12 protein-coding genes are annotated in these 11,173 nt (G+C 72.3%); 6 read left to right on the top strand and 6 right to left on the bottom strand.

What is annotated here, in order from left to right; translation table 11 throughout:
- Positions 1-166 precede the first annotated feature (166 nt).
- Positions 167-1,894 carry a DNA polymerase/3'-5' exonuclease PolX gene (gene polX, locus ACIRU3_RS32155; protein ID WP_404063697.1) on the top strand — a complete coding sequence of 576 codons (1,728 nt, stop codon included), beginning with the start codon at positions 167-169 and terminating at the stop codon, positions 1,892-1,894.
- 8 nt (positions 1,895-1,902) lie between these two features.
- On the opposite strand, the gene ACIRU3_RS32150 is transcribed toward polX, so the two are convergent.
- From ACIRU3_RS32150 to ACIRU3_RS32140, 3 genes are read right to left on the bottom strand one after another with little or no spacing between them, the layout of a single operon-like run.
- Positions 1,903-3,018 carry a CapA family protein gene (locus ACIRU3_RS32150; RefSeq protein ID WP_404063694.1) on the bottom strand — a complete coding sequence of 372 codons (1,116 nt, stop codon included), beginning with the start codon at positions 3,016-3,018 and terminating at the stop codon, positions 1,903-1,905.
- A 9-nt stretch (positions 3,019-3,027) separates the two neighbouring features.
- Positions 3,028-4,332: a phosphoribosyltransferase family protein gene (locus tag ACIRU3_RS32145; RefSeq protein WP_404063691.1), complete on the bottom strand. Its 1,305-nt coding sequence runs from the start codon at positions 4,330-4,332 to the stop codon at positions 3,028-3,030.
- A 12-nt stretch (positions 4,333-4,344) separates the two neighbouring features.
- Positions 4,345-4,656 (bottom strand): dsRBD fold-containing protein, encoded by a 312-nt coding sequence (locus tag ACIRU3_RS32140; protein WP_404063688.1) that lies wholly within the window; start codon positions 4,654-4,656, stop codon positions 4,345-4,347.
- A 131-nt stretch (positions 4,657-4,787) separates the two neighbouring features.
- On the opposite strand from ACIRU3_RS32140, the gene ACIRU3_RS32135 reads away from it, so the two are divergent.
- Positions 4,788-5,162 carry a YchJ family protein gene (locus ACIRU3_RS32135; RefSeq protein WP_404063686.1) on the top strand — a complete coding sequence of 125 codons (375 nt, stop codon included), beginning with the start codon at positions 4,788-4,790 and terminating at the stop codon, positions 5,160-5,162.
- A gap of 19 nt (positions 5,163-5,181) precedes the next feature.
- Here the strand turns inward: ACIRU3_RS32135 and ACIRU3_RS32130 are convergent, their stop codons facing one another.
- Positions 5,182-5,883, bottom strand: a complete 702-nt coding sequence (locus ACIRU3_RS32130; RefSeq protein ID WP_404063683.1) for a FadR/GntR family transcriptional regulator — start codon at positions 5,881-5,883, stop codon at positions 5,182-5,184.
- A 141-nt stretch (positions 5,884-6,024) separates the two neighbouring features.
- Between ACIRU3_RS32130 and ACIRU3_RS32125 the strand changes: the two genes are divergently transcribed.
- Genes ACIRU3_RS32125 through ACIRU3_RS32110 form a run of 4 tightly spaced genes read left to right on the top strand, consistent with a single transcriptional unit; the run spans position 6,025 to position 9,796 of the window.
- Complete coding sequence (locus ACIRU3_RS32125) at positions 6,025-6,543, top strand: gluconokinase (protein WP_404063718.1); 519 nt, start codon at positions 6,025-6,027, stop codon at positions 6,541-6,543.
- Between the two features lie 37 nt (positions 6,544-6,580).
- Positions 6,581-7,978, top strand: a complete 1,398-nt coding sequence (locus tag ACIRU3_RS32120) for a GntP family permease (protein WP_404063680.1) — start codon at positions 6,581-6,583, stop codon at positions 7,976-7,978.
- Positions 7,979-7,991: 13 nt separating this feature from the next.
- A complete protein-coding gene (locus tag ACIRU3_RS32115; protein WP_404063677.1) occupies positions 7,992-8,756 on the top strand; it encodes an SDR family oxidoreductase in 765 nt (254 codons plus the stop codon).
- A gap of 14 nt (positions 8,757-8,770) precedes the next feature.
- Positions 8,771-9,796 (top strand): L-idonate 5-dehydrogenase, encoded by a 1,026-nt coding sequence (locus ACIRU3_RS32110; RefSeq protein ID WP_404063674.1) that lies wholly within the window; start codon positions 8,771-8,773, stop codon positions 9,794-9,796.
- A 23-nt stretch (positions 9,797-9,819) separates the two neighbouring features.
- On the opposite strand, the gene ACIRU3_RS32105 is transcribed toward ACIRU3_RS32110, so the two are convergent.
- Together ACIRU3_RS32105 and ACIRU3_RS32100 are read right to left on the bottom strand one after the other, a co-directional pair.
- Positions 9,820-10,446 carry a cytochrome b/b6 domain-containing protein gene (locus ACIRU3_RS32105; protein WP_404063671.1) on the bottom strand — a complete coding sequence of 209 codons (627 nt, stop codon included), beginning with the start codon at positions 10,444-10,446 and terminating at the stop codon, positions 9,820-9,822.
- The gene (locus tag ACIRU3_RS32100) at positions 10,430-11,164 is read right to left on the bottom strand and encodes a molybdopterin-dependent oxidoreductase (RefSeq protein WP_404063668.1); all 735 of its coding nucleotides are present in this window, start codon (positions 11,162-11,164) and stop codon (positions 10,430-10,432) included. Before ACIRU3_RS32100 ends, ACIRU3_RS32105 begins: the two co-directional genes overlap by 17 nt.
- Positions 11,165-11,173: the final 9 nt, after the last annotated feature.

Here is an 11,173-nt window from a genome sequence, read left to right as displayed (position 1 = left end):
AAAGCCGCCCCCGCGGTGCCTGCCCGCCACTCGGCCCCGGCGGGGCCCCGGGCGGGGGGGGGACCCCAGGGGGGGGCCCCCCCCCCCCCCCTTTTTTGAAAAACCCCCCGCGGGGGCCCCCCCGGCGCCCGCCCCCCACCTCTGGTGTTTTTCCTACACTTGTGGGGTGGCCCGGCCCAACGCTGAGGTCGAGGCGCTCCTGCAGGAGTACGCGGACCTCATCGCGATCACGGGAGGCGACGCCTTCAAGGCGCGCGCCTACGAGAAGGCAGCGCGTGCCATCGGCGGCCATCCCGCCGACATCTCCCGCCTGGACGTCGACGGCCTCCGGGAGATTCCGAACGTGGGCAGGTCGATCGCCGAGAAGGTGGCCGAGTATCTGCGCACCGGCAAGGTCGCGGCGGTCGAGGAGCGCCGGGCGGAGATCCCCGCCGGGGTGCGGGAGCTGATCACGATCCCCACGCTCGGCCCGAAGAAGGCCCTGCGGCTCTACGAGGACCTGAACATCTCGTCGGTGGACGAACTGGCCGCGGCCGTCGAGGCGGACGCGCTGTCCGATCTGAAGGGGTTCGGCGAGAAGACGCAGGAGAACATCCTGCACGGGATCCGGCTGATGCGGCAGGCGGACCACCGCATCCCCGTCCACCTGGCCCTCGACACCGCCGAGGAGATCGTCGCCGCACTGTCCGCGGTGACCGGCTGCAAGCGCTGCGCGTACGCCGGATCGCTGCGGCGGATGAGGGAGACCATCGGCGACATCGACGTCCTCGTCGCGGCGGCCCGGTCGGCGCCCTTCATGGACGCCCTCGTCTCGCTGCCCTCGACCGCGGAGGTGATCGCCCACGGCGAGAAGAAGACGTCGATCCGCACCGACAAGGGCGTCCAGGTGGACCTGCGGGTGCTGCCGCCTGCGTCGTGGGGCGCGGGGATGCAGTACTTCACCGGGTCCAAGGGCCACAACATCCGCACCCGGACGATCGCCGTCCACCAGGGGCTGAAGCTGTCCGAGTACGGCCTGTTCGACGCGGAGAGCGGGGAGTCGCTCGCCTCCCGTACGGAGGAGGAGGTGTACGAACGGCTCGGGCTGCCGTGGATCCCGCCCACGCTGCGGGAGGACCGCGGGGAGATCGAGGCCGCGCTGCGCGGCGACCTCCCCGAGGTGGTGACCGAGCGGGACATCCGCGGCGATCTGCACACCCACACGGACCTCACCGACGGCCTCGCGCCGCTGGAGGCGATGGTGGAGGCCGCCGCGGCACGCGGCTACGCGTACTACGCGGTCACCGACCATGCCCCCGACCTGTACATGCAGCGCATGACCGACGAGAAGATCCTCGCCCAGCGGGAACGGCTGCGGAACCTGGACGGGACCCTGCGCCGGATGCGGCTGCTGCACGGCACGGAGCTGAACATCGGCCCGGGCGGCGAGGTGGACTGGCCGGACGGCTTCCTTGCCGGTTTCGACCTCTGCGTGGCCTCCCTGCACTCCCACTTCGACCAGGACCGGGAGGCGATGACCAGACGGCTCGTGCGAGCCTGCGAGAACCCGTACGTCCATGTCATCGGGCATCCGACCACGCGGCTGGTCGGCAGGCGGCCGGGTGTCGACGCCGACTGGGACGAGGTGTTCGCCGCGTGCGCCCGTACCGGCACCGCGCTGGAGGTCAACGCCCAGCCCGACCGGCTGGACCTGCGTGACGAGGACATCCTGCGGGCCCGGCGGTACGGGGTGAAGTTCGCGGTGAACACCGACGCCCACTCCGTCCTGCACCTCGACCACCTGCGCTACGGCGTGGGCACCGCGCAGCGGGGCTGGCTCACCGTGGACGATGTGATCAACGCCTGGCCGCTGTCCCGTCTGCGCAAGTTCCTGTGCAGGGGCGGGCGGACCTGAACTCGGGTTCAGCGCAGGGGCCGTACGGTCAGGGTGCCGTCGTCCACGCGCTCGACCCGGCTGCCGAGGGCCCGGCTGCACCGGTCGAGGGCGGCGCACAGCCATGCGGTGTCCTCGGCCGAGGTGTGCTCCAGGCGCATCCGGCGCGCCTGGAGGGGCACCATCCGCAGGCCGGTCAGCCGGCCCGTGCCGCTCTCGAGCGTGGCCAGGTACAGCAGCCGCAGGTCGTCCCGGTAGCGCTCGTAGCCGCCTATGCCCTCGTAGTCGTCGACGAGGTCGCCGCAGCCGTACAGGACGAGCCTGTCCCGGTACACCTCCAGCGGACGCGGGTGGTGCGAGGAGTGGCCGTGGACGACGTCCACGCCGGCGTCGACGAGCGCGTGGGCGAACCTGACCTCGGCGCGGGAGACGCCGTATCCCCAGTTGGAGCCCCAGTGCACGGAGGCGACCACGATGTCGTCCGGCCGTCCGACCTGCCGCAGGAGGCCGGCGAAGTCGGCCGCGGCGCCCGCGGTCGGCGCGGCGATCAGGGCCACTCCGGACCGCTCGGGGGTGGCGGCCCAGCTGTGCGGGATTCCGCTGGACAGCATCCCGAAGGAGAAGACCAGCACACGTCCGCCCGCCCGCAGCGGGACGGCCGCCGGGCGCCATGCGGCGGTCTCGTCCCGGCCCGCCCCCGCGGTGCGCAGCCCGGCGGCCGCCAGGGAGTCGAGCGTCTCCGTCAGGCCGGGCGGCCCGAGGTCGAGCACGTGGTTGTTGGCGAGGGCGCAGACGGCGGGGCGCGCCACGGCGAGGCAGGGCAGATTGGCCGGGTGCATCCGGTAGTGGACGCCCTTGCCCGGTGCGAAGTCGCCGTCCGCGGTGACGGCGGTCTCCAGATTGACCACCCGCACCTCGGGGGCGGCACGGTCCAGGACCGGCAGCGCCTCGCCCCAGGGCCAGGAGGGGTCGACCGGGCGGGGTATCGGGCCGTGCGCGGCCTCGGCCAGGGCGACATAGTCACGGGCATCGTGCACGTAGTCCTCCCGCAGGGTGGGATCACCGGGGTGCGGGAGAATCTGGTCGACGCCCCGGCCGAGCATGACGTCGCCGGCGAGGAACAGGGTGACGGCCCCCTCGCTCATGATCCCCGCCTACACGTGCGCGGGTGCCATGTGGTCGGTGAACCAGTCGCGGGCCAGCTCGGTCACCCTCTCCAGCGTGCCGGGCTCCTCGAACAGGTGCGTGGCGCCGGGGACGACCTCGAGGCGGTTCTCGCAGCGCAGTCGTGCCTGTGCCTCCCGGTTGAGGCCGAGTACCTGGGTGTCGGCGCCGCCCACGATGAGCAGCGTGGGCGCGGTCACCTCGGGCAGCCGCGGTCCGGCGAGGTCGGGCCGGCCGCCGCGCGAGACGACCGCGGCCGGGCGCGCCGAGGCTTCGGCGGCGGCCCACAGGGCGGCGGCCGCGCCGGTGCTGGCGCCGAAGTAGCCGACGGCGAGCCCTTCGACGTCGGGTTCCTCGCGCAGCCAGGCGGTGGCGCCGGCCAGCCGTTCGGCCAGCAGCGCGATGTCGAACACATTGGTCCGGTCGCGCTCCTCGTCCTCGGTGAGCAGGTCGAACAGCAGGGTGCCGAGGCCGACCCGGTTCAGTCCCTCGGCGACGAACCGGTTGCGCGGGCTGTGCCGGCCACTGCCGCTGCCGTGGGCGAAGGCGACGACCCCGGTCGCGCCCGCGGGCAGGGTGAGCCGCCCGCGCAGCCGTACGGCACCGGCCGCCGCCTCCACCTCGCGGTCCTCGGCGCCGGTACCGGCGAAGCGTTCGTGGCGTCCGGCCGCCTGCCGCAGACAGGACGTGACCTCCTCGTCGCCGACCTGGGTGAAGTCCTCGTAGAACTGGCCGATGGCGAAGAAGTCGTACGGGGTGTCGAGGCAGACCAGGTCGTCGGCGTCCCCGCCGAGCCGCCGGGCGAAGTCCTGTGGTGCCACGGGGACCGCCAGCACGATGCGCGCCGCGTCCCGGGCCCGGGCGATCCGGCAGGCGGCCCGCGCGGTGGAACCCGTGGCCACGCCGTCGTCGACGACCACGACGGTCCGGCCGGCGACGGTGACCGGCGGGTGTTCACCGCGGTAGCGGACGGCCCGCCGCTCCAGCACCTCGCGCTCGTAAGCCTCGACCCGGTCCAGGTCCGCCTGGCCGACGCCGGTGTGGCGCAGCACCTCCTGGTTGATCACCCGGACGCCGTCCTCGCCGATGGCGCCCATCCCCAGCTCCGGCTGGTCGGGTACGCCCAGCTTCCGTACCAGGCAGACGTCCAGGGGTGCGTCGAGTGCCTCGGCGACCACCGCGCCGACCGGTACTCCGCCGCGGGGCAGTCCCAGCACCACGACGTCCTGGCCCCTGAGGTACTCGAGGCGGGCGCCCAGGAGCCGCCCCGCTTCGAGTCGGTCGGTGAAGAACACGGTGCGGCTCCGTCATTCCCGGGGCAGCCAGAGGGGCGTGGGAGTCTCGGTCTCGGTCGCTCCGACCGCCTTCATGTCTCCCGCGGCCGCGCGCAGCAGCAGGCGGCCCATGGCGATCAGTGCGCGTCCGGCCGCGAGTTCGTCGCCGATGTCGGGCACCGCCGCGTCGTAGGGGTTGCGGCGGGCCTCCGCGTGGCTCTCCAGGACGCTGTCCCCGGTGTCCAGGATGATCCGGGCCGTGGTGTCCGGGTCGTGTTCGGACAGGTAGAGGTTCAGCCGCCATTCCTTCACGGACGGAGGACGGTTGATCAGGGGTCCACTCATCGTCCGTCTCTCCTCACTGCGCTGCGAGGGCAACGGGACGCACCCGCGCGTCACCTCTTCCACTGTGCACCCCGGGGGCGTGGGCCGCACCGGCGGCGGGCGGCTTCGGCGGCACGGGCAGAATGTGGGCCATGACCACGCGCACCTGCCCCTGCGGACTCCCCCGGTCCTACGACGCCTGCTGCGGCCGCTTCCACACGGGACCGGCCGGCGCGCCGACCCCCGAGGCGCTCATGCGGTCGCGGTACAGCGCGTTCGTGAAGGGGGACGCGGGGTATCTCCTGCGGACGTGGCACCCGCGGACCCGGCCCGAGCGGCTGGACCTGGACGCGCGGACGAGGTGGACGGGGCTGGAGATCCTGGACAGCACCGGGGGTTCCGCTTTCCACACCACCGGCACCGTGACCTTCCGTGCCTCCTACCGCGGTGGCTCGCTGCACGAGCGCAGCCGGTTCGAGCGGGTGGAGGGGGCGTGGGTGTACGTCGACGGGGATTTCCTGGACTGACGCGCTTCGACAACTGAGGCTAGGGCGCCAGGATGTCCAGTTCCTGGAGGGCGCCCATGGTGATCTCCCTGGTCAGCTGTTCGGCGCGGGTTCCGTCACCCGAGCGGACCGCCTCCGCGACCTGGACGTGCAGGGTGACGGCCGCCGGGTCGGGGTCCTCGAACATCACCTCGTGATGGGTGCGGCCGGCCAGCACCTCCGCGACGACGTCGCCGAGGCGGGCGAACATCTCGTTGCCCGAGGCCGTGAGGATGACCCGGTGGAAGGAGATGTCGTGGACCAGGTACTGCTCCAGCCGGTGACCGCGTGAGTTGGCGACCATGCCGAGGGCGCACTCGGTGAGTTCGGCGCACTGCTCGGGGGTGGCGTGCTTGGCGGCGAGGCCGGCCGCGACCGGCTCGACCGCCGAGCGCAGGACGGTCAGGGAGCGCAACTGGTGCGGGCGGTCGGCGCCCGCTAGCCGCCAGCGGATGACCTGCGGGTCGTAGACGTTCCACTCGCTCTTGGGGCGGACCGTGACGCCCACCCGGCGGCGGGACTCGACCAGGTGCATGGACTCCAGTACGCGGACCGCCTCGCGCATGACGGAGCGGGAGACCTCGAAGTGCTGTGCGAGTTCATCGGTACGCAGAACGCTGCCCGGCGGGTACTCGCCCGCTGTGATCGCGGGGCCGAGGGTGTCCAGTACGCGGCCGTGCAGCCCCCGGCCCGGTGTGCTCATGCACTCAGCGTACGGCCTGGATCACAGAGCCAGAAAGTCAGACTTATATGTCACAGACCCTTGAATTCGTCGTACTTAATAGGTTTCAGTGTGGCGACGCCGGACGTCGGCGTCGATGTCGAGGAAGACAGCGAGGCAGTCATGCGCACCCCCCAGGTCGTCGTCGTGATGGGCGTCGCCGGGACGGGCAAGACCACGATCGGTCCCCTGCTCGCCGCCCGGCTGGGCGTCCCGTACGCCGAGGGCGACGACTTCCACCCGCAGGCCAACATCGAGAAGATGTCGGCCGGAGTCCCGCTCGGGGACGCCGACAGGTGGCCGTGGCTCGACGCCATCGGCCACTGGGCGCACGGGCGGGCCGGGCTCGGCGGGGTGGTCAGCAGCTCGGCGCTGAAGCGGGCCTACCGCGACCGGCTCCGGGCTGTTGCCCCCGGGATCGTGTTCGTGCACCTGACGGGCGACCGGAAGCTCATCGAGGACCGGATGTCCCACCGCCAGGGCCACTTCATGCCGACCGCGCTGCTGGACTCCCAGTTCGCCACGCTGCAGCCACTGGAGCCCGACGAGGCGGGAGTCGCCGTTGACGTCAGCGGTGGTCCCCAGGCGATCACCGAACGCGCCGTCAAGGCACTCGACGCGCTTCCCGACACAGCCGAGTAGCACCTCACCCCCGTCCCCGTACCTGCAAGGAAACCCCGTGACCAGACTCAGCGTCGAGATGCTGGCAGCGGACGCACCTCCGCCGATCACCTCCGCCGGACACGCCCAGCTGGGCATCGCCGCCCTGGTGGGCATCGCCGTCATCGTCCTGCTCATCACCAAGTTCAAGCTCCATGCCTTCCTGTCACTGACCATCGGGTCGCTGGTGCTCGGGGCGGTCGCCGGTGCTCCGCTCGACAAGGCCATCACCAGCTTCACCACCGGGCTCGGCGCCACGGTGGCCGGCGTGGGCGTCCTGATCGCGCTCGGGGCGATCCTGGGCAAGCTGCTCGCCGACTCCGGCGGCGCCGACGAGATCGTGGACACGATCCTCGCCAAGGCGGGCGGGCGGGCGATGCCTTGGGCGATGGTGCTGATCGCCTCCGTGGTGGGCCTGCCGCTGTTCTTCGAGGTCGGTATCGTGCTGCTGATCCCGGTCGTGCTGATGGTCGCCAGGCGAGGCAACTACTCCCTGATGCGCATCGGCATCCCGGCGCTGGCCGGCCTGTCCGTGATGCACGGCCTGATCCCGCCGCACCCCGGCCCGCTGATCGCGATCGACGCGGTCGGGGCCAACCTGGGGGTGACCCTGGCGCTCGGCATCCTCGTCGCCATACCGACGGTGATCATCGCCGGTCCGGTGTTCTCGCGCGTCGCAGCCCGCTGGGTGGACGTCCCGGCCCCCGACCGGATGCTGCCGCAGCGTCCGTCGGAGGAGCTGAAGCGCCGGCCCGGCTTCGGCGTGACGCTCGCCACCGTGCTGCTGCCGGTGGTGCTGATGCTGGCCAAGGCCCTGGTGGACATCGTCGTCGACGACCCCACGAACATGAACCAGCGGGTCTTCGACGTCATCGGCTCCCCGCTGATCGCGCTGCTCGCCGCCGTGATCGTCGGATTCTTCACGCTGGGCCGGCCGGCCGGGTTCAGCAAGGAGCGGCTCCAGCAGACGGTCGACAAGGGCCTGATGCCCATCGCCGGCATCCTGCTGATCGTCGGCGCGGGCGGCGGCTTCAAGCAGACCCTGATCGACTGCGGTGTGGGCCAGATGATCCTGGACATCTCCAAGGACTGGTCGATCCCGGCGCTGCTGCTGGCCTGGCTGATCGCCGTGGTGATCCGTCTCGCCACGGGCTCGGCGACGGTGGCCACGGTCTCGGCGGCCGGCCTGGTCGCGCCGCTCGCGGCCGACATGTCCACCACCCACGCGGCCCTGCTGGTCCTCGCCATCGGCGCCGGCTCGCTCTTCTTCAGCTTCGTCAACGACGCCGGCTTCTGGCTGGTGAAGGAGTACTTCGGGCTGAGCATCGGGCAGACGGTCAAGACCTGGTCGGTGATGGAGACGATCATCTCGGTGGTCGCCGGCGGTCTGGTCCTGCTCCTGTCCCTCGTGATCTAGGAGCGGTACGGCGATGACGGCTCACCCGCTCTTCGACATCAGCGGCCGCACGGCCCTGGTCACCGGCTCCAGCCGGGGCATCGGGCTCGCGCTGGCCCGGGGCCTGGCGGAGGCCGGCTGCACGGTGGTCCTCAACGGACGCGACCGGGACCGGCTGGCCGGGGCGGCCGCCGGACTGCCCGGCGGCCGGGTCCACACGGCGGTGTTCGACGTGACCGACGGGCCGTCCGTGGCCGACGGGATCGCCGGCGTCGAGGAGCGGGTGGGCCCGCTCGACATCCTCGTCAACAACGCGGGCATGCAACTGCGCGCCCCGCTCCTCGAGTTCACGGACGCCGACTGGCACCGGATCCTGGACACCAACCTCACCAGCGCGTTCCTGGTCGGCCGGGAGGCCGCCCGGCGGATGACGGAACGCGGCCACGGCAAGATCATCAACATCTGCTCGCTGCAGAGCGAGGTGGTACGGGCCGGTATCGCGCCCTACGCCGCCACCAAGGGCGCGCTGAAGATGCTCACCAAGGGCATGTGCGCGGACTGGGGCCCGTACGGCGTCCAGGTCAACGGGCTCGGGCCGGGCTACGTCGAGACCGAGCTGACCAGACCCCTCGTCGAGGACGACGATTTCAGCGCCTGGGTGCGCGGTCGCACCCCGGCCGGCCGCTGGGGCCGTACCGAGGACCTGGTGGGCGGGTTGCTCTTCCTCGCCTCACCCGCCGCCGACTTCGTCGGCGGGCAGGTCCTGTATGTCGACGGCGGTATGACGAGCGTGCTCTGAAAGGAGCGGCGGACATGCTGGGTTGTGTGATCCACGGCGCGGGCGAGCTGCGGGTGGAGGAGCTGCCGGTCCCCGAACCCGGCCCCGGCCAGGCCCTGGTGGCCGTCCGGTACGGCGGGGTGTGCGGGTCCGACCTGCACTACTGGCGACACGGCGGGGTCGGGGACTTCCGGCTCAGGGAGCCGATGGTGCTCGGGCACGAGGTGGTCGGGACCGTGGACTCCTACGGCGCCGGAGCCACCGGTCCCGCTGCCGGTACGGCGGTCGCCGTGCACCCCGCCACGCCCTGCGGGCGGTGCCCGGAGTGCGGTGTCGGGCGGGCGAACGTGTGCCGGGACACCCGGTATCTCGGCAGTGCCGCCCGTTTTCCGCATGTACAGGGCGGGTTCGCCGGTCAAGTCGCCGTACCGGCCGCGCAGTTGCGGCCGCTGCCGGACGGGCTCGGGCTGCGCCGGGCCGCGCTCGCCGAGCCGCTGGCGGTGGCGCTGCACGCGGTGCAGCGGGCCGGGGACGTGTCCGGCGGGCATGCGCTGGTGACCGGGGCCGGGCCGATCGGATGCCTGGTGGTCGCGGCGCTGAAGGCGGCGGGCGCGGCGCGGGTGACGGCGACCGACCTGCTGCCCGAGGCACTCGGGTACGCCGCCGTCGCCGGGGCCGACACGCTGGTCCGGGCCGACGATCCGGCGGACTCCGGATGGCCGGCGGAGGTGGACGTGGCCGTCGAGGCGTCCGGGGCGGCGGCCGGTCTGGACACCTGTGTGCGACGGGTGCGGCGCGGGGGTGTGGTCGTACAGCTGGGGATGCTGCCGTCCGGGCGGAGTCCGTTCGCCGGGAACCTGGTGGTGAGCCGGGAGATCGAGCTGCGGGGCGCGTTCCGGTTCGACTCCGAGTTCGACGAGTCGCTGGAACTACTGGCGGCACGGGGGGAGTTCGAAGGGCTGATCAGCGCGGTGGTCCCGGTCCGGGAGGCCGAGTCGGCGTTCGCGCTGGCCGCCGACCGGAGCCGGTCGTGCAAGGTGCTGCTGGACTTCGCCGGCTGAGCGAGGCGGGCCCCAGACGATGCCTAGGGGCGCCACAGAGGGTGCTCGCGCTTCGCCCACTCCCGGCTCACCGAACCCGTCCGGAGTCCCCGTCTCGCCTCCGGGTCCCCCATCGCCATGCCGATGTGGCCGGCCAGGACCACGCCGATCGTCAGGGCCAGCCAGTCGTGGACGAAGGTCGCCGAGGTGCGCCACATCAGCGGGGTGAGATGGGTGAACCACATCATGAGGCCGGTGCCGAGCATGACCAGCGTGGCCCCGGAGATCCAGGCCGAGTAGATCTTCTGGCCCGCGTTGAACTTGCCGGCCGGACGCGAGGAGTGGCGCTTGTCGCGGAGCAACGCGGCGCGCAGCCATAGGCGGTCGTGGGGGCCGAAGCGGTTGAGGAAGCGCAGGTCGCCGCGGAAGGCGCGGGAGGCCAGGCCGAGCAGGACCGGGACGGGCAGGGCGAGCCCGGCGCACTCGTGGACACGGACGACCAGTTCGCGGCGCCCGACCAGTACGGCCAGCTGCGGGATGTAGAGGCAGGCCGCGGTCACCACGCACACCCCCATCAGCGCGGCCGTCGTGCGGTGCACCCAGCGTTCGGCCCGGGTGAAGCGGCGGATGCGGGCGCTCGGCGGCGCCGGGGTCTCAGCTCGTAGGCTCATCGGTCCGTCCGTTCGACCGGCCGACCCAGGCGTCGACGTCGTAGCCGAGCTCCTCCCAGTAGCCGGGCCGGACGTGGTCGGTCACGGTGATGCCGGAGAGCCATTTGGCTGATTTGTAGAAATACATGGGGGCGACGTAGAGACGGACGGGGCCGCCGTGGTCGTGGCCGATGTCCTTGTCCTGCATGCGCAGGGCGACCAGGACGTCCGCGCGGCGGGCCTGGTCGAGGGTGAGGCTCTCGGAGTAGGTGCCGTCGAAGCAGGTGAAGCGGACGGCCTTGCCGGAGCCCCGGACGCCGGCCGCGTCCAGCAGGTGGGAGAGCCGTACGCCCTCGAAGGGGGTGCCCGGGACCCGCCAGCCGGTGACGCACTGCACGTCCTTGACCAGCCGGCTCTGCGGCAGCGCACGCAGATCGGCGAGGGTGTAGGTGTGCGGGTGGTCGACCAGGCCGTCGACGGTGAGCCGGTAGTCGGCGGGGCCCTTGTGCGGGACGGACGCGGCGACCGAGTAGTAGCGGAAACCGCCGCCGTTCGGCAGGAGGCCGGTCAGGCCCGTGGGGTCATTGCCGGAGATGCTGCCGAGGAAGCCTTCCAGGCCGCGCTGCAGCACCGGTGCGGCGGCGACGCCCAGGGCGCCGAGGCCGAGGGTGCCGAGGAAGACGCGACGGCCGATGGGCCTGCCCTGGGCCTCGGGCTCCTCGGGTGGTTCAGGGTTCACGTATCCATT

Source organism: Streptomyces sp. NPDC101151, assembly GCF_044768335.1.
Taxonomy (GTDB): Bacteria; Actinomycetota; Actinomycetes; order Streptomycetales; family Streptomycetaceae; genus Streptomyces.
The sequence above is the reverse complement of the archived record's forward strand: the minus strand, read 5'-3'. Positions and strand labels throughout refer to the sequence as shown.